Annotated in this window: 17 protein-coding genes; 9 read left to right on the top strand and 8 right to left on the bottom strand. The window is 25.3% G+C overall.

Annotated features, from left to right (window positions below; all coding sequences use genetic code 11):
• Positions 1 to 50: 50 nt before the first annotated feature.
• From glyA to rlmN, 4 genes are all read right to left on the bottom strand, one after another.
• On the bottom strand, positions 51 to 1,304 hold the full coding sequence (glyA, locus tag AB4W64_RS01480) for a serine hydroxymethyltransferase (protein WP_367678283.1): 1,254 nt from the start codon (positions 1,302 to 1,304) through the stop codon (positions 51 to 53).
• Positions 1,305 to 1,353: 49 nt separating this feature from the next.
• Positions 1,354 to 2,628, bottom strand: a complete 1,275-nt coding sequence (hisS, locus tag AB4W64_RS01475) for a histidine--tRNA ligase (protein WP_367678282.1) — start codon at positions 2,626 to 2,628, stop codon at positions 1,354 to 1,356.
• A gap of 54 nt (positions 2,629 to 2,682) precedes the next feature.
• A complete protein-coding gene (gene ispG / locus AB4W64_RS01470; protein ID WP_367678281.1) occupies positions 2,683 to 3,780 on the bottom strand; it encodes a flavodoxin-dependent (E)-4-hydroxy-3-methylbut-2-enyl-diphosphate synthase in 1,098 nt (365 codons plus the stop codon).
• A gap of 98 nt (positions 3,781 to 3,878) precedes the next feature.
• Positions 3,879 to 4,973 (bottom strand): 23S rRNA (adenine(2503)-C(2))-methyltransferase RlmN, encoded by a 1,095-nt coding sequence (gene rlmN, locus AB4W64_RS01465; RefSeq protein ID WP_367678280.1) that lies wholly within the window; start codon positions 4,971 to 4,973, stop codon positions 3,879 to 3,881.
• 223 nt (positions 4,974 to 5,196) lie between these two features.
• Here rlmN and AB4W64_RS01460 point away from each other — a divergent pair, with 223 nt between their 5' ends.
• A complete protein-coding gene (locus tag AB4W64_RS01460) occupies positions 5,197 to 5,994 on the top strand; it encodes an inositol monophosphatase family protein (protein ID WP_367678279.1) in 798 nt (265 codons plus the stop codon).
• A gap of 34 nt (positions 5,995 to 6,028) precedes the next feature.
• On the opposite strand, the gene topA is transcribed toward AB4W64_RS01460, so the two are convergent.
• The 4 genes from topA to AB4W64_RS01440 all read right to left on the bottom strand — a co-directional run bounded on the left by topA (position 6,029) and on the right by AB4W64_RS01440 (position 11,485).
• Positions 6,029 to 8,605: a type I DNA topoisomerase gene (topA, locus tag AB4W64_RS01455; RefSeq protein WP_367678278.1), complete on the bottom strand. Its 2,577-nt coding sequence runs from the start codon at positions 8,603 to 8,605 to the stop codon at positions 6,029 to 6,031.
• 89 nt (positions 8,606 to 8,694) lie between these two features.
• Complete coding sequence (gene sohB, locus AB4W64_RS01450; RefSeq protein ID WP_367678277.1) at positions 8,695 to 9,747, bottom strand: protease SohB; 1,053 nt, start codon at positions 9,745 to 9,747, stop codon at positions 8,695 to 8,697.
• Between the two features lie 84 nt (positions 9,748 to 9,831).
• Positions 9,832 to 10,584 carry a pseudouridine synthase gene (locus tag AB4W64_RS01445; protein WP_367678276.1) on the bottom strand — a complete coding sequence of 251 codons (753 nt, stop codon included), beginning with the start codon at positions 10,582 to 10,584 and terminating at the stop codon, positions 9,832 to 9,834.
• Positions 10,577 to 11,485 carry a DMT family transporter gene (locus AB4W64_RS01440; protein ID WP_367678275.1) on the bottom strand — a complete coding sequence of 303 codons (909 nt, stop codon included), beginning with the start codon at positions 11,483 to 11,485 and terminating at the stop codon, positions 10,577 to 10,579. The genes AB4W64_RS01445 and AB4W64_RS01440 overlap by 8 nt, the downstream gene beginning before the upstream one ends.
• Positions 11,486 to 11,703: 218 nt before the next feature.
• On the opposite strand from AB4W64_RS01440, the gene trpD reads away from it, so the two are divergent.
• The 8 genes from trpD (at position 11,704) to cls (ending at position 19,582) form a co-directional block, all read left to right on the top strand.
• Positions 11,704 to 12,732, top strand: a complete 1,029-nt coding sequence (gene trpD / locus AB4W64_RS01435) for an anthranilate phosphoribosyltransferase (RefSeq protein WP_367678274.1) — start codon at positions 11,704 to 11,706, stop codon at positions 12,730 to 12,732.
• Positions 12,713 to 14,074 carry a bifunctional indole-3-glycerol-phosphate synthase TrpC/phosphoribosylanthranilate isomerase TrpF gene (gene trpCF, locus AB4W64_RS01430; protein ID WP_367678273.1) on the top strand — a complete coding sequence of 454 codons (1,362 nt, stop codon included), beginning with the start codon at positions 12,713 to 12,715 and terminating at the stop codon, positions 14,072 to 14,074. The genes trpD and trpCF overlap by 20 nt, the downstream gene beginning before the upstream one ends.
• Before the next feature lie 35 nt (positions 14,075 to 14,109).
• Complete coding sequence (trpB, locus tag AB4W64_RS01425; RefSeq protein ID WP_367678272.1) at positions 14,110 to 15,297, top strand: tryptophan synthase subunit beta; 1,188 nt, start codon at positions 14,110 to 14,112, stop codon at positions 15,295 to 15,297.
• Positions 15,297 to 16,106 carry a tryptophan synthase subunit alpha gene (trpA, locus tag AB4W64_RS01420; RefSeq protein ID WP_367678271.1) on the top strand — a complete coding sequence of 270 codons (810 nt, stop codon included), beginning with the start codon at positions 15,297 to 15,299 and terminating at the stop codon, positions 16,104 to 16,106. The genes trpB and trpA overlap by 1 nt, the downstream gene beginning before the upstream one ends.
• Before the next feature lie 105 nt (positions 16,107 to 16,211).
• Positions 16,212 to 16,955 (top strand): YciC family protein, encoded by a 744-nt coding sequence (locus AB4W64_RS01415; protein ID WP_367678270.1) that lies wholly within the window; start codon positions 16,212 to 16,214, stop codon positions 16,953 to 16,955.
• A gap of 28 nt (positions 16,956 to 16,983) precedes the next feature.
• Positions 16,984 to 17,517 carry a septation protein A gene (locus tag AB4W64_RS01410; protein WP_367678269.1) on the top strand — a complete coding sequence of 178 codons (534 nt, stop codon included), beginning with the start codon at positions 16,984 to 16,986 and terminating at the stop codon, positions 17,515 to 17,517.
• A 35-nt stretch (positions 17,518 to 17,552) separates the two neighbouring features.
• Positions 17,553 to 17,960 carry an acyl-CoA thioester hydrolase YciA gene (gene yciA, locus AB4W64_RS01405; RefSeq protein ID WP_367678268.1) on the top strand — a complete coding sequence of 136 codons (408 nt, stop codon included), beginning with the start codon at positions 17,553 to 17,555 and terminating at the stop codon, positions 17,958 to 17,960.
• Between the two features lie 161 nt (positions 17,961 to 18,121).
• Positions 18,122 to 19,582, top strand: coding sequence for a cardiolipin synthase (gene cls / locus AB4W64_RS01400; protein WP_367678267.1), 1,461 nt, complete (start codon positions 18,122 to 18,124; stop codon positions 19,580 to 19,582).
• Positions 19,583 to 19,651: the final 69 nt, after the last annotated feature.

The following is a 19,651-nucleotide window of genomic DNA, read 5'->3' as shown; positions in this document are numbered from 1 at the left end:
TTGTTAATATATTTTTTTTAACAAAGATGGATATATCTTATTTTTTTTCATTAAAAATAAACTGGATATTCTTTACAAATCTCTAATACTTGATTTTTAATATTAATAATATTATTATTATCATTCACATCGTCTAAAATATTAGCTATCCAGTTTGATACTGTAACAACCTCTTTTTCTTTAAATCCTCTTCTAGTTACAGCAGATGTGCCAATACGAATGCCTGAAGTGACAAAAGGACTTTGTACATCATTAGGTATAGTATTTTTATTAACAGTAATATTAGCTTTGCTTAAAGCTATATCAGCATCTTTTCCTGTTAATTTTTTATTTGTTAAATCAATTAAAAATAAATGATTATAAGTACCACCAGATATTATTTTATATCCCTTTATTAAGAAATTTTGAGCCATTTTTTTTGCGTTTTTAACTATTTGTATTTGATATTTTCTGAATTCTGGTTCTAAAGCTTCTTTAAATGCAACTGCTTTTCCTGCAATAATATGCATCAGAGGACCTCCTTGTGCGCCAGGAAAAACTGATAAATTTAATTTTTTATATAAATTTTCATTTCCATTTTTAGCAAGAATCAACCCACCTCGCGGTCCTGCTAATGTTTTATGAGTTGTACTAGTGACAATATGTGCATAACTAATTGGATTAGGATAAATTTTGGCTGCAACTAGACCAGCAATATGAGCTATATCAACAACAAAATATGCATTTACTTCATCTGCAATTTGACGCATTTTTTTCCAATCACAGATACCAGAATATGCTGAAAAACCACCAATAATCATTTTTGGTTTATATTTTTTAGTTAAAGATAATAGTTCTTCATAATTAATATCACCGTTAAGATCTACTCCATATGAAATAACATTATACATTTTACCTGAAAAATTGACAGGAGAACCATGAGTTAAATGACCTCCATGAGATAACTTCATACCTAATATAGTATCACCAGGATTTAATAGCGCTGTATAAACAGCAAAATTAGCTTGAGATCCGGAATGCGGTTGAACGTTAACATAATCAGCATCAAATAGTTTTTTTGCTCTATTAATTGCTAATTCTTCAATGATATCTACATATTTACAACCACCATAATATCTTTTTCCAGGATAACCTTCTGCATATTTATTTGTTAACTGTGACCCCTGAGCTTGCATAACATAATGACTTGTATAATTTTCAGATGCAATTAATTCTATATGTAATTCTTGTCTTTTATTTTCTTTTTCTATAGCGGTCCATAATTCTGGATCATATTTTTTGAATTCTATTTTAGAATTAAACATATTTCCCCTAAAACAATTAAAAATATTATAAAAAAATAATGTATTACATTTATTTAAAAAATTCTTGAATTTTTATCATTAGTTCATGTTTTAAAAGATAAAACTCTTTTTTATTTTTTAAATCTTTTATTACAAAATATTTTTCTTTAATATGATATCGATTGATAATAATAGCGATTTTCGCTGAAGAACAAATAGCATTTTTGATTTTTTTTTGAAGATTTTGATTTAAAAAATTAATAAATATTTTTAATTTTGGATATAAATTCCTTATTTCTTCAGACAAGTTTATAGCATGGTATTTATTTTCTTTTCCTATAAATATAATATATATATTAATATCTTCTATTTTTTTAGAAAAAATATTTAGTGATTTGATTAACAATACTAAACGTTCTATACCTATTGCAAAACCTATAGCAGATGTTTTTTTGCCTCCCATTTCTTCAATTAAAGAATCGTATCTTCCTCCCGCACAAATCGTGTTTTGTGCACCTAAATAATCACTTTTCCATTCAAATACAGTGCTATTATAATAATCTAATCCTCTTACTAAGTTCTTATTATATATGTATTTTATTTCGTGATCAGTAATCATACTACATAAATTTTTAAAATGATTAGTTGAATGAATATCAATATATTCACTTAATAATGGTGCTTCTTGTAGTATTTTTTGCATTGTTTCATTTTTAGAATCTAAAATCCTTAAAGGATTAGTATATAATCGTCTTTTAGAATCTAAATCTAATAAATGTTCATTTTTTTTAAGAAAAGATACTAATTCTTTTTTATATTTTAATCGATCTTTTTGAGAACCAATAGAATTTATTTCTAAGTTAATATGTAAATCAATACCAATTTTTTTCCACAACCGATTTGTTAATAAAATCATTTCGAAATCAATGTCTTCTGTATCTAATCCGAATGCTTCAGCACCTAACTGATAAAATTGACGATATCGTCCCTTTTGTGGTCTTTCATATCGAAACATAGGACCTAAGTACCAAAATTTATTATTTTTTTTATGTAATAAATGATTTTGTATTATAGCACGTACACAACCTACGGTGCCTTCTGGACGTAAAGTTAAACTATTACCTTTTCGATCATTAAAAGAATACATTTCTTTTTCAACTACGTCAGTAATATAACCAATAGCTCTTTTAAATATCTCTGTTTTTTCTAATAAAGGTAATCTAATTTCTAAATAACAATAGCTAGCTAGAACTTCTTTTAAGATAGTCTCTACATAATTCCAAATTTTTAATTCTTCTGGAAGATAATCATGCATGCCTCGGATTGATTTAATTTCTTTGTTCACTATTTTCTCTTGTGTGTTCACAATAACTAATGAAGATAAATTAAGTATTATTTTTTAGTTCTTTATTTTATTTATTTTTTTTACTTTTTCTCTTATTTTAATTTCCATTTGCTCGATAATTTCTTCATTTTTTAATTTATTTTTTTGACGTATTCCATCTTCATAAAATGCACTTTTTTTACAACCTCCTGTTAATCCTAACGTTGCTATTTTGGCTTCACCAATCCCGTTGACGACACAACCAATTATAGATATATCGATAGGAGTAGATATATCTTCTAATTTTTTTTCTAATTGATTAACTGTATTGATTACATCAAACTCTTGTCTAGAACAAGTAGGACAAGCAATAAAGTTAACACCTCTAGACCGTATACCTAAAGTTTGTAAAATATCATAACCTACTTTTACTTCTTCAATAGGATTAGCGGCTAATGAAATTCTTAGTGTATCTCCAATTCCTTCTAATAATAAAAAAGCTATCCCAATCGACGATTTTACTGTTCCGTTTCTTAAGCTTCCTGCTTCTGTTATTCCAATATGTAAAGGTTGTGTAATTTTTTTTCCTAATATTTGATAAGCTTCTACAGCTAAAAATACATTAGATGCTTTAACACTAACTTTAAATTGATTAAAATTTAAAGCATCAAAATATTCAATATGTCTCATAGCTGATTCTACTAAAGCTTGTGGGGTAGGAACATTATATTTTTTTAATATATCTTTTTCTAGTGATCCTGAGTTAACACCAATGCGAATTGGTATATTTTTGTCTTTTACACATTTTATAATTTCTGATACTCTTTTTTTATTTCCAATGTTTCCAGGATTAATTCTTAAACAATCTGCTCCATATTCTATTGCTTTCAAAGCTAATCTATAATCAAAGTGTATATCTGCTATTAATGGAACCGTTACTTTTCTTTTAATGAGTTTAAATGATTCTGCAGCTTCTAAAGTTGGTATAGAAACACGAACAATATCTGCACCTACTTTTTGTAATTCTAAAATTTGTTGAATAGTTTTGAAGGTATTTGTTGTACGAGTATTAGTCATAGATTGAACCGCAATAGGTGCATTATTACCAATAGGAATTGCACCAACATAAATACGATCAGATTTTCTTCTATTAATTTTTTTGTATTTATTCATATTTTTTATATATTTTCATATTATCTAAAAAACATTAGATGACAAATTATATTACTAATCAATATATAATAGAACATATAAGATTATTTTTTATACAATTATGAGAGACTTTTAAAACGATTAATTATTTTTCCAGTTAGTTGACCACATGCAGCATTAATATCTTGTCCTCTATTTTTTCTAATCACTGTAGTAAAGCCTTTATTTCTTAAAATTTCTGCAAAAATATTAATTCTTTTAGCATCACTGCATACAAAAGGTGAACCTAAAAAAGAATTCCAGGGAATAAGATTGATTTTACTAGGTATATTATTTAATAGATTGGCTAATTGTTCAGCATTTTTATTGGAATCGTTAATTCCTTTTAGCATGACATATTCTATCGTAACTCCTCCTCTGTTAGCATTAGAGTATTTTAAATATTTTAATACTGAACTTAAAAGAGATGCAATATTATATTTTTTATTAATTGGCATAAGAATATCTCTAGTAGAATCATTAGAAGCATGTAAAGAAATTGCTAAACAAACATCAATCATTTTGCTTAACTTATTGAGTGCTGGTACTATTCCTGAAGTCGATAAAGTAATACGACGTTTTGATAAACCAAAACCATGTTCATCTAAAATAATTTTTAACGCAGAAACAACATTATTTAAATTTAATAAAGGTTCACCCATACCCATAAAAACTATATTTCTAATACTATTTGTGATATTTTTTTGTTTTAATTTTTTATTGGCCTGCCAAATTTGAGCAATAATTTCAGAAACTTTTAAATTTCTATTAAAACCTTGTTTACCAGTAGCGCAAAAATCACATTTTAAAGCACATCCTATTTGTGAAGAAACACAAAGCGTAGAACGTTTTCTTTCTGGTATATAAACTGTTTCAATTTTTTGATGATCAATTAATGTTATCCATTTTATTGTCCCATCACAAGAAGTTCTTTCTTCTATAAATTGAGATGCAAATATATAAGATCTTTCTTGTAATTTAGTCCTAATTTTCTTGCTAATATTCAGCATTTTATCAAAATCATTGCAATAATGATTGTAAATCCAATTCATAATTTGTTCTGTAGAAAATTTCTTTGCACCTAAAGAAGCAAGGAAAAGATATAAGTCTTGACGATTTAAATCTAATAAATTAATTTTATGTTGTGAAATTTTTAATACATCAATATTATGCATATTAAATTCCTGATAAATCAGTACAATATTTTTTCATTAAAAATTTTTACCTTATAGTATAAATAATTAAAATATTATTTTCGTTGAAATTTAATTATTATATTACATGAGAAATTAATCCATTTTTTTATTACATATAAAAATTTTTGCATTATTAATAAATATTAAAGATATTTAAATTATGTTATGATTTTAATAAATTTAAAAAATTGAGGAGATTTTCATGCATCCCATGTTAAATATTGCTATTCGTGCAGTACGAAAAGGAGGGAACATTATTATTCAAAATTATGATTCACAAAAATTTGTTAAAGAAGACATAGAAAAAAATAAAATATTTATTAGAAACATTATGTATAAAACTTATAAAACAATTAGTGAAATTATTCATAAATCATATCCTAATCATGTTATTTTAAATAAAAAAGAACAATGCTTACTTATTAAAAATAAAAACAATACTATTTGGATAGTTAATGAACTAGATGGGAAGAACAATTTTATTAAACATTTTCCTCATTTTTGCATATCAATTGCGGTTATTGTAAAAAATAATACAGAAATTTCTGTTATATATGATCCTATAAGAAATGACTTATTTACAGCTGTAAAAGGACAAGGTTCACAATTAAATGGTTATCGAACTAGATGTAGTAATATTAATACTTTACAATATACTACAGTAGCGGTAAATTTACCTAAATACATTCATGAAAAATCATCATCCTATTTTGAACTATATAAAAAATTAATTTCATATGGAATGTTTTTTAGATGTACTGGTTCTACTGTACTTGATTTAGCTTACGTTGCAGCTGGAAGAATCGATTGTTTTTTCGATTTTAATTTGGAACCTAGTAACTTTATAGCAGGAAAATTACAAGCAAGAGAATCCGGCTGTTTAATTAGTGATTTTACAGGAGGTCATGAAAATAATAATTGTCATTCAGGAAATTTAACTAGTAGTCCAAAATTTGTCAGATTAATTACAGAAAAAATTCGAGAATGTTCTTTATTATAATTTTATTTTTTTAATTTAATTTATTAAAATTTTTTTATTTACTATTAACACACCATTTTCCATTAAAAAATAAAGCTGACCAATTTGTAAATTTTCCTTCTTTTTTAGAACCGATATAATGTTCTTTAGTTTTTCTATTAAAACATACTATAGTTTTATTTCCTTCATTATCAATGTGGGGGGCATTAGATAAATAACGTATTTTTTCTGGTAGTAAATGCTGAAATTGAGCAAGCTCTTCTACTAATGGAGATCTAGTTTCTCGCGATTTCGGAAAAGTATTTGCAGCAAAAAAGATACCAGAAACTCCTTCTCGTAAAACAAACCATGCATTAGATTCCTTACATAATAAATTTGGAAAAGAAATTGGTTCTAATTTAGGTTCTGATATTTCACCATTCGATAAAATTTTTCTTGTGTTTTTGCAATTTTGATTTATACATATAAAAAATTTCCCAAATCGACCTGTTTTAAAAGTCATTTCTGCAGAACATTTTTCACATTGAATAATTTGAGATAAATAAGAAGGACTATTAAATATTCCTTTTTCAATTTCATAACCAATACAACTAGGATTATTACCACAAATATGTAGCTTAATTTTATTGTTTATAAAGTAACTATCCATAGCCATATTACATTTTTTACATCGATTGATTGTTGTTAGAAATATATCTTCTTTATCTTTTTTATTTCTATTCAATTCATTTAATGATACAAGATTTATAGTTTTTTTGCATCTTTTTTTTGGTTCGGAATTATATCCTGAACAACTCAGAAAAACACCGGTAACTGCTGTTTTTATGCCCATTTTTTTACAACAGATTGGACAATCTATAGAAGTCATGACCATAATATTTGGTTCCATACCTCCTTCTTCTGGTGTTTGTTTTGCTTGTTCTAAATTTTTAGAAAAATCGTAAAAAAAAGAATTTAAAACATTTTTCCATGAAATTTCATTTTTAGCAATTTTATCTAATTTATGCTCCATGGATGCAGTAAAATTATAATCAATTAATTCGCTAAAACTTTTTTTTAATCGAATAGTTAAAATTTCTCCCATTTTTTCAGCATAAAACTTATTTTTTTTAATGTTAACATATCCTCGTTCCTGTATTTTTGATGTAATAGCAGCGTATGTAGAAGGTCTTCCTATTCCTTTTTTTTCTAATTCACGAACTAAGGATGCTTCACTAAAACGTGGTGGAGGTTTAGTAAATTTTTGAACAGGTAAAAATTTATCTATAAATAATAAACTCCCTATAACTAAATTAGGACAATATGAAGTAACGTTTTTTTCTTCTTTTACAATTTCAGTCCAACCTTTAAATATTATTATTCGCTCACTTTTTTGCAATTTAAATTTGTTAGCTATTACTGTTATAATTATAGATTCGTATTTCATTGGTGTCATTTGAGAGGCTATAAATTGATTCCAAATTAATGTATATAGTTTTTGAGCATCGGAATTTAAGTTGTCTAAATTTATTTTTTTTATCTGAATATCAGAAGGGCGAATAGCTTCATGAGATTCTTGAGAATATTTTTTATTAGAATATAAGTTAGGCTGTTCAGGTAAATAATCATTTCCGTAATGATTCTGAATGTACATCCGAACTTTTTTAACAGCACGCTTACTTATATAATTTGAATCGGTTCTTATATAAGTAATATAACCTGCTTCATATAATTTTTGTGCTAAAAACATTGTTTTTTTTACACTAAAACCCAAAACAAGACTAGAATATTGTTGTAAAGTAGAAGTAATAAAGGGAGCTGGTGCTGTTTTAAAACATGTTTTTTTTTCATACTTTTGAACAATTAAAAATGAATTTTTAATTTTTTTTATAGCGCAATCTACTTCACTTTTTTTAATTGGACAAAACTTTTTATTTTGGAAATGAGTTACGTTTATAGTAATAAATTCTTTCTTTTTTGAAAAAACAGAAACATTTAACTGCCAATATTCTTCTGGTATAAAATTTTTTATTACATGTTCACGCTCTGATATAATACGAACTGCTACAGATTGAACACGTCCTGCAGATAAACCTCTTGAAATTTTTGTCCATAATAAAGGAGATATCATATAACCTACAATTCGATCCATAAAACGACGCGCTTGTTGTGCACGTACTCGATTCATGTTTATATGACCTATATTTTTAAAAGCTTTTTCTATTGAACGTTTTGTAATTTCATTAAACACAACTCGTCTAAATTTAGATAAATCTCCACCAATTACTTCTTTTAAGTGCCATGCTATTGCTTCTCCTTCTCTATCTAAATCTGTAGCAAGATATATATAATGAACTTGATTAGCAAGATTTTTTAATTCAGATATTATTTTTTCTTTACCAGGTAAAATACAATATTCAGCTTTCCAATTTTGATAAGGATCAATTCCCATTTTTTGTATCAAAATATTTTTTTTATTAGATTTTTTAGGAATTAATATAGAATCTTTAATCTTATCTTTATTTTTTGAATTATTAGTTGGTAAATCTCGTACGTGTCCTATACTAGATTTAACTATATATTCATGACCTAAATATTGACTTATAGTTTTTGCTTTTGCTGGAGACTCAACTATAACAAGAGATTTTTGCATATTTTTATCCGGTCAATAATATTTTATATTCTTTAAAAAATAAAATTTTTTAAATTAAGATGATTTTTTTAAAAAAATTAAAAATTATTTTACAACAAATAATTTTTATAAAAAAATGCTTTTATTAACATTTTTCTAATATTATTTAATACAGAAAATGTAAAGCGCTCTAAGATTTTTTTAGTATAAATATACTGAATATTTAATACAGTGTATTCTTCCATTTTAGAAATTAAAATATCATCACTTGTACTAATTTCATCTACTAGTTTTTTTTTTAATGCCATTGTTCCAAACCAATACTCTCCGTTAGATACACTCTCAATATCTAAAGATGGTCTCATTTCTTGAATAAAATTTTTAAAAAGTTGATGTGTACTATTTAATTCTTCACAGAATTTTTTACGTGTTGAATCAGTATTATTTCCAAACATTGTTAAAGTACGTTTGTAATCTCCTGCGGTATGAAGCTCAACATCTATATTACATTTTTTTAATAATTTATTGAAATTAGGTATTTGTCCTACTACACCAATTGAACCGATTATAGCAAACGGGGCAGATACAATATAATCTGCTACACAAGCCATCATGTAACCCCCACTGGCTGCGATTTTATCTACTGATACAATTAATCGTATTCCTTTTTCACGTAATCTATTTAACTGAGAAGCAGCTAATCCGTATCCATGAATCACACCTCCAGAACTTTCTAAACGTAATAAAACTTCATCTTTTTGATTCGCTACGGAAAGTATAGCAGATATTTCTTCTCGTAATCCTATAACTTCATTAGCATAAACGCCACCTTTGAAATCTAATACATATAATACTTTTTTTTTGTTTCGAAAATATTGCGCTTGATTTTGTAATATTTTCTTTTTTTCTTCTTTATTGTTTTTTTTGTTTTTTTCTTTTTCTTTTTTTAACCATATTTTTTTTTCGAAACTGTTCATTGTGGACAAAAAAACATTATTTTTTATATCCTTATAATGATCATTTAATACAGTAATTTTAAATGTATTTTTAATATTTCTTTTTCTTTTTATTATTAAACAAAAAAATATTATTATAGAAGCAATGAAAATAAGTATGGTAATAATTTTAGCTAAAAATAATTCATAATTTACAAGTAAATTCACACAATTAACCTTTTTAAAATATGTAATAATGATTTTTATTATATAAATATATCAATAATTTTTTTATTAAAAAAATTATATTTTTTAGTTTTCTTTAAAAGAGATTAAATTATATAAATTATCTAGTAATATAGAATTTAACTCAATCCAATTTCCTAATTTTAAATCTTTTGGTAAAAGAATATTTCCATATCGTATTCTAATTAATCTACTTACTTGACATTTCATTTTTTGCCAGATAGATCTAATTTCACGATTCTTCCCTTCACACACAACACCTTTAAACCATATATTTTTTCCTGATTCTTTATTAGAAAAGCGCTCTATTTTTTTAAATGAGGCATAACCATGTTTAATTCTAACTCCATTTTTTAAAATATTCATTGTATTTTTATTAATTTTTCCAAAAATACGCATGTAATATTCTCGTTCTATTTGATTTTGAGGATGCATCAGTTGATGCGCTAAATTTCCGTTATTTGTAAACAATAACAACCCCTGGGTATTAAGATCTAATCTTCCAATGCTAATCCATCTATTCGTGCTTAACAATGGCAATTTATCAAAAACAGTTGAACGTTTTTGAAAATCATTTCTAGTACAAATTTCTCCTTCAGGTTTATTATAAATTAAAACTCTAGTTTGAAATTTTATTTTTTTTATAGATATTTCTTTTCCTAGAATTTTAATGTTTCTAATGATTTTTTTATCTACGCGTTGACCAATTTCTGCTTTTTTCTCATTAATTAATATACTTCCAGATTTAATCATTTTTTCAATACTGCGACGTGAACCGCAACCAAGATGAGATAATATTTTTTGTATTTTTTCAGCCATGTTTAAATTCCTTTTGTATTTTTAAATCTTTTTTGACTGGAATTAAAGTTAATAATATTCCTATAATTAAAGGAATAATAAACCATACTTCACATAATAGAATTGTATTTTTATAAATATATCTTTCTAAAAACCCTGCAATCAGTGGAAAAATCAAAAAAACAGTAGATGCATAAAATGCACTTACTTTTTGTTGTAAATAAAAATAAGACAAAATTCCAAAAATACCAGAAAAATCTCCAAGATAAATTATAGCTAATATAGATCTATTAGAAAAACCATTAATATTAGGATTTTCTAAAAACCAGGATATAGTTGATAGTAGTATGCCAGAAAATAATGATGGTAAAGCATTGAATGTAATTATAGATACATTACAACATGTTTTTTGACATACAGAATAAATCATAGCATGACTAAATAAAGCAAAAAGTAAAGCTAAAATTCCCTTCCATTGAAGAAAACAATTTGATTCTAATTCTATTAATAAAACAATTAATAATGTAATTAAAGAAATTATTACTCCAATTTTTTGAGTAAAAAATAGTTTTTGCTTAAAATATAAAAACGATACTGTTAATACAGCTACGGGCATATTTGAAAAAATAATAGATGCAATAGAAGAACTAACATAGATACCTCCATAAAGCATTAATGTAAACGGTATAGAAAAATAAAAAATTGCAATCATTAATTGAAATAATCGTTGTCCGTGCGGAAATAGAAGAGGAGTTTTTGTATAGTAAGCAAGTATAATTAATAAAGGAGAAGCGATTAAAAAACGCATACCCGTAGCAAAAAATGGAGGAATAGTTTCTGTTGCAATTTTCATAGCAATCCAGGTTGTTCCCCAAGTAATAGATACCAAAGAAAATAATGTAATTATTATTAGTTTATTCATTTTTTATTATAATCCTAAAAGAAGTATTGTATGTAAAATATTAAAATAATAGTTGCATATTATTTTTTAGTTTTAAACTGATTTAAAATCATAAAAAGTTTATTAAATTTAAATTGAATTATTTATATCAATAGATTATTGTGAAATTAAAAAAACAATAAATATATAAATATTTTATATAAAATAAATGTTTTTTGTAAAAAAAATGAAGGTAATAAATGCAAAATCTTTTAAATAAAATTTATGAGTCAAAATTTTTAAGTGAAAAAGAAAGTTATAAATTATTTAAATTAATCGCTTCTGGAAAAATTACAGATATACAACTATCATCGATATTGACGGCAATGCGAGTACGAGGTGAATCAATAGAAGAAATAACAGGAGCAATTTATGCATTTTCAGAAAAAATGCAATTTTTTCCAAGACCTGAATATATTTTTTCTGATATAGTAGGTACAGGTGGAGATATTAAAAATACTATTAATATCTCAACTGCAAGCGCTTTTGTTGCTGCAACCTGTGGTTTTAAAATTGCAAAGCATTGTAATCAAGGAATTTCTAGTAAATCTGGTTCATCTGACCTTTTAAAAAGATTTAACATTAATTTAAACATATCTTCAGAAAAATCTCGTCAAAGTCTAGATCAATTAAATATTTGTTTTTTATTTGCACCTAAATATCATAATGGTTTTAAATATTCTAATAATGTTCGTAAAATATTAAAAACTAAAACTATTTTTAATTTATTAGGACCTTTTCTTAATCCTGCAAAACCTCCTTTATCTGTTATTGGTGTTTATCATAAAAAACTTATCAATCCTGTAATTAATATACTAAAAAATCTCAAATATAAAAGAGGTATTGTTTTGCATGGTAATGATACTGATGAAGTAACACTACATGGAACGACATATGTTTCCGAACTCTGTAATGAAAACATTTTTTCATATCAATTACAACCTCAAGATTTTGGTTTAACAAATCATTCTGAAAAGATGTTTTTAGAAAGTTCATTAGAAGAAAATTATCATATCATTAATCAAACAATGCAAGGAAAAGGTAGTAAATTACATGAAGAATTAATAGCAGCAAACGTAGCAATATTATTAAAAATATTTGGATACGAAGATTTAAAAGAAAACACTCAATTGGCATTAAATGCAATTCGTAGTGGAGATGTTTATAAACATATAATTAATATTGTTGATATGCTAAAAGAAGAAAAATATGGAAGAAACAATACTTAAAAAAATTATAAAAGAAAAATTTAATTGGATTAATATTAGAAAAAAAAAGCAACCTTTAATTAATTTTAAAAAAAATATTAATACTAATACGCGTAATTTTAATAATGCATTAAAGAAAAAAAAACCTTGTTTTATATTAGAATGTAAAAAAAAATCTCCTTCCTTAGGAACAATTAGAAATGATTTTAATTTAGTTAAAATTGCTAATGTTTATAAAAAATATGCTTCTGCTATTTCAGTGTTAACAGACGAAAAATATTTTGATGGCAATTTAAAGTTTATAAAAATAGTTCGAGAATGTGTATCTCAACCTATTTTATGTAAAGATTTTTTTATTGATCCTTATCAAGTATATTTAGCTAGATATTATAATGCAGATGCTATTTTATTAATGTTATCTGTTTTAAATGATACTCAATATAAAAATTTATACGACATAGCAAAAGAATTAAATATGGGTATATTAACTGAAGTAAATAATCTTACGGAGTTAAAAAGAGCTATTCGTTTAAATGTTGATATTATTGGTATTAATAATCGTAATTTACACGATTTGTCAATTAATTTGAATCGTACTCGCATATTATCTCCCTTAATTAAAAAAAATATAACAATAATTAGTGAATCAGGTATAACAAAATATCGCCAAATAAGAGAATTAAGTAAATTTGTTCATGGTTTTTTAATTGGATCTCATTTGATGTCTAAAAAAAATTTAGATGTAGCTGTACGTTCGATAATTATAGGTAATAACAAAGTATGCGGACTAACTCGAAATGATGACATTAAAATAGTTGAAAAATATGGAGCAATTTATGGTGGATTCATTTTTATAAAAAATTCATTTCGAAACATTACTAAAAAAATAGCAAAAAATATTATAATCGATAGTAAATTAAGGCATGTAGGAGTATTTCAAAATGAAGATATTAATATTATTGTCAATATTTCTGAAGAAATTGATTTATATGCAGTTCAATTGCATGGTCAAGAAGATGCAAAATATATTAATAAACTAAGAAAAATACTACCTCAAAATATTAAAATTTGGAAAGCTTTTGCTATTCAATCAACATTGCCAAGTCTTAATTGGGATTATGTAAATAATTATTTGTTTGATTCCTCATTTGGAGGAAGTAATACAACTTTTAATTGGTCTATACTTAAACATTGCATATTAGACAAAGTTATTTTAGCCGGAGGTATTAACCCAGATAATTGTATAGAAGCTTCTACATTAAATTGTTCAGGATTAGATCTTAATTCTGGTGTAGAAATATCGCCTGGTATTAAAGATCATAAAAAAATAAAATTAGTTTTTCAAAAATTAAGATATTATTAAATTTTTTTATTTAATACACGATAGGAAATAATTAGATGACTTTACTAAACCCTTATTTTGGTGAATTTGGCGGCATGTACGTTCCTCAAATATTAATGCCAGCTTTGTTTGAATTAGAAAAACATTTTGTTGATGCACAAGAAGATGAAAATTTTCAAAAAAAATTACATAATTTATTAAAAAATTATGCAGGAAGACCTACTGCTCTAACATTGTGTAATAATTTAACTAAAGGTACAAAAACACGTATTTATCTTAAAAGAGAAGATTTATTACATGGTGGTGCACATAAAACTAATCAAGTTTTAGGACAAGCTATGTTAGCACTTAGAATGAAAAAAAAAGAAATTATTGCTGAAACTGGTGCTGGACAACATGGTGTGGCTACAGCAATTGCTTGTGCACTGTTAAATTTAAAATGTAGAATTTATATGGGTATAAAAGATATAAAAAGACAAAATCCTAATGTTTTTCGCATGAAATTAATGGGTGCAGAAGTGATATCAGTAAAAAATGGTTCTGGTACATTGAAAGATGCATGTAATGAAGCTTTACGTGATTGGTCTACCAATTATAAAACATCACATTATATGATCGGTACCGTAGCTGGACCTCATCCTTATCCCACTATGGTTCGTGAATTTCAAAGAATTATTGGAAAAGAAACAAAAAGACAAATTTTAGAACAAGAAAAAAGACTTCCAGATTCAATCATTGCTTGTATAGGAGGAGGTTCTAATGCTATTGGTATTTTTTCAGATTTTATCAATGATAATGAAGTGAATTTAATTGGTGTAGAACCAGGAGGAAAGGGAATCAACACAGGAAAACATGGAGCACCATTAAAATATGGCAGAACTGGTATATTTTTTGGCATGAAATCTCATTTAATGCAAAATAAAGAAGGTCAGATTAAAGAATCTTGGTCAATTTCTGCAGGATTAGATTTCCCATCTGTTGGCCCTGAACATGCTTGGTTGAATAGTATAAATCGTGCTGAATATGTATCTATCACTGATAAAGAAGCTATTGATGCATTTCAAACTCTATGTAAAAAAGAAGGAATTATACCTGCTTTAGAATCTTCACATGCGATAGCTTATGCTTTAAAATTAATGCATTTAAATCCTAAAAAAGAACAAATTTTAATTGTAAATCTTTCTGGTCGGGGTGATAAAGATATTTTTACCGTTCATGATATTTTAAAAAAAGGTAATCAATAATGAGTCGATATAAAAAAATGTTTAAACGATTATCCTTCTTACAAGAAGGATGTTTAGTTCCTTTTATAGTTTTAGGAGATCCTTCTTTAGATATTTCATTGAAAATTGTTGATGTTTTAATAAAAAATGGAGCAGATTCTTTAGAAATTGGAATTCCTTTTTCTGATCCACTAGCTGATGGACCAACGATTCAAAAAGCCAATTTACGAGCTTTGTATAAAAAAAATACTTTTTTTCAATATTTTCAAGCACTTAAAACATTACGTGAAAAGAACCCACAGATACCTATTGGTCTTTTAATATATGCTAATCTTATATATAATCAAGGTATTGATAATTTTTATTTTCAATGTTTTAATTCTGGTTTAGATTCTGTTCTGATAGCAGATGTGCCTATTGAAGAATCAAAAATTTTTTATGAAACTGCAAATAAATATAAAATTAATTCTATTTTCATATGCCCTCCAGATTCTGATGATAATTTTATATCTAAAATTTCCTTATATGCACAAGGATATATTTATTTATTATCGCGTTCAGGAGTAACAGGAATCGAAAATAAAAAATTATCATTGTCCACTGATTTTATAAGAAAAATAAAAAAATATAATTCTGTTCCCTTATTGCAAGGTTTTGGAATTTCAGATTCTGAACAAATCAAAAAATCTCTTTCATTAGGAGTTTCTGGTGTTATATGTGGCTCAGCAATTATAAATATTATTGAAAAACATTTAACTCAAGAAGATGAAATGATTAAAGAAATAAAAAATTTTACTAAAAAATTGAAACTTTCTACTAAATTAGTATAGCATTTTTATAAAAAATATTTTTTTTTTATTTTAAAAAAATATCGTTGTCTAAAATTATATGTATAATCTTTACATTATATAAAGTCTTTACAAGGAGTTATACATATGCCAATGACAGTTAGTGAATTACGTCATGATACAAATTGTTTTTTCTCTAAACAAATCGGTAGTATTTTTTTTATATCTATTTCTATTACTTTTATTAGCATATTAGTAAATATGTTAATTAAACCAGATATGCATATTATATCTATAATAGAAAACAACAAATTTATGAATTTTAATTCATTATTAGAATTAATTAATAATATGAATTTAGATGAAAAACATGAATTGTTGAAATATTCTATTTTTAAAATTGTTGAATTATTAATGAGTAAAACATTATTGTTAGGCAGCATGATTGCTTTAATTTCTCATTTGTCTAATAATAAAAAAAAATCTATTATATATTCAATATCTTCCTTATTTGCATCTTTACCTAGTTTGTTTATACTAAACTGCATGGTTACTTTTATCACACAATTAGGTTTTATATTATTTATTATACCAGGTATATTATTATCAATATTGTTATCGTTAGCACCAATTATTCTTTCTTTTAAACAATATAGCTTTATAGATTCTATACGTCTTAGTATAAATATTTCTTGGAAAAATATAAAAATAATAGGACCAGGTGTACTATTTTGGATATCTGGAAAATTTATTTTAACGGCAATACTTTCTAATATTTATTTTATTAATCACAATGTTACTTTTTTAGTATTAAACATCAGTACAAATATACTATTCTCTGTTTTAGTTATATACTTATTTCGATTTTATATGATATTTTTGCGTTCTTAAAAATTAAAAGTTTGTTTGGATTTATATGATGAAACAAATATTAAATATATTACCAATGCTTACATTTTTTATATTTTATCAATTTTACGATATTTTTATAGCGTCTGGTGCTTTAATTATAGTATCAGGTTTAATATGCATTCTTTATTGGTTTCTTTATCATGAAATAGATAAAATTAATTTATTTAGTTTTTTTGTTATTTCTATTTTAGGCTCTCTTACAATATTTTTTCATAACAGTCAATTTATTAAATGGAAAATAACAATAATTTATATAATTTTTTCTATAATATTATTAGTTAGTCAATTTTTAACAAAAAAACCAATAATACAAAGATTTTTAGAAAAAGATATCAATATTTCTAATATTTACTGGCGTAAAATTAACTTTTTATGGTCTTTATTTTTTTTATTTTGTAGCCTTTTAAACATTTATATCGCATTTTGGTGTTCAGAAAAAACTTGGGTGCATTTTAAAGTTTTCGGATTTACGATATTAACGTTTTTTTTGATTTTAATAACTGGTATTTATATAAATTGTAAAACACCAAAAAAAAAATAATTTTTTTATAACATAATAGAGTGAATATTTTAACAATGTCAGAAAAAAATAAATTACCACAGGGAACAATAGTATTAAAAACTCTTGCTATGCCTGATAATACTAATGCTAATGGTGATATATTTGGCGGTTGGATTATGTCTCAAATGGATATGGGAGGAGCGATATTAGCAAAAGAAATAGCAGGAGGAAAAGTGGTAACCGTACGAGTAAATGGAATTAATTTTTTACAATCTGTATCAGTAGGTGACATTGTAACTTGCTATGCAAATTGTATAAAAATTGGGAAAAGCTCTATTAAAATAAATGTGGAAATATGGGTTAAAAAAGCTCATTCTAAACCATTAGGTCAATATTACTGTGCTGCCGCAGCAGAATTTATTTACGTAGCCATTAATAAAATAGGAAAACCTCGTGAATTGTTACCCATGAGTATTATTTAAAAAAATATAAAAAATAAATTTATACTACTTAATTGAGTATCCTATTATCTTAAATATTCTGCATATTATATGTTTGAAATATAATATTTTTTTTAAATTCAAACAATATTTCATAAAAATAAAACGTTTTTAAAAAAAATAATAAATAGGAGCTTTAATAGATGGATGTTTTCTATAATTTGTTAAAATGTCTAGTTTTTTTAATATATTGGTTACTAATAGCTAATATTACTTTTCGAATTTTAATTAAACGTCGTAGTATACCTTCTTCTATGTCTTGGCTTTTAATAATTTATATTATTCCGTTTATTGGTATTTTTATTTGGTTTTTTTTCGGTGAATTATACTTAGGACAAAGACAAAAAAAAATTGCTAATAGAATTTGGTCTATATCCAATAAATGGCTAAACGAACTCAAGTCTTGTAAATATATTTTTCAAATAAAAAATAGTGAAGTAGCAACTTCTTTGTTTCAATTATGTAAGCATAGGCAAGGTATGCCAGGAATTAAAAATAATGACTTAAAACTTTTAACTAATACAAAAAAAACAATCCAAACGTTAATACGTGACATTTATTTAGCACGTAAAAACATTGAGATGGTTTTTTATATTTGGAAGCCAGGTGGAATAGCAGACGATGTGGCAATGGCTCTCATTGCATCCGCAAAACGAGGAATACATTGCAGATTAATGCTTGACTCTGCAGGAAGTATAGAGTTTTTTAGAAGCCCTTGGGTTGATATGATGAGAAAATCTGGTATTCAAGTTGTAGAAGCACTCAAAGTTAGTTTGTTCCGAATTTTTTTAAGACGATTAGATGTTAGACAACATAGAAAAATTGTATTAATTGACAATTATATTGCATATTCTGGAAGTATGAATCTTGTTGATCCATATTTATTTAAAAAATCTTCTGGAATCGGTCAATGGATCGATTTAATGACACGAATAGAAGGTCCTATAGCTGCAACAATAGGAATAATTTATTCATGTGATTGGGAAATTGAGACTGGTTTTAAAATTTTACCTCAATTACCACATAAAAAAATTTTAGAAAATAAATACAATCAAGATTCTAGCATTCAAGTTATTGCATCTGGACCAGGTTTTCCAGAAAATATGATTCATCAAGCATTATTAACTGCTATTTATGCAGCCAGAAATGAATTAATTATGACTACACCTTACTTAGTTCCTAGTGAAGATTTATTGCATGCTATTTGCACTGCTGCTCAAAGAGGAGTGAAAGTGAGTATTATTATTCCTTTATATCATGATTCTATTTTAGTAAAATGGGCTAGCCGAGTTTTTTTTAGTGAATTATTAGAAGCAGGTGTAAAAATTTATCAATTTAAAAAGGGTTTATTACATAGTAAAAGTATATTAGTAGATCAACAGCTGAGTTTAATTGGAACTGCAAATTTAGACATGAGGAGTCTTTGGTTAAATTTCGAAATTACTTTAGTAATCGATGATAGTAATTTTGGTCGAAATTTATTTTATATACAAAATCAATATATTTTAGATTCACAATTATTAGACAAAAAGGTTTGGTATATGCGTGCATATTGGACCCGTATTCTCGAAAAAATATTTTATTTTTTAAGTCCATTGTTATGATATAAAAATTATTTACTTTCTTCACATACAACATTCTAAAAATAAAATTGTAATAAATTTACAACTAAA

The sequence above is a fragment of the Buchnera aphidicola (Brachycaudus tragopogonis) genome (genome assembly GCF_964059175.1).
In the GTDB taxonomy this organism is placed as follows: Bacteria; Pseudomonadota; Gammaproteobacteria; order Enterobacterales; family Enterobacteriaceae; genus Buchnera; species Buchnera aphidicola_BM.
The sequence above is the reverse complement of the archived record's forward strand: the minus strand, read 5'-3'. Positions and strand labels throughout refer to the sequence as shown.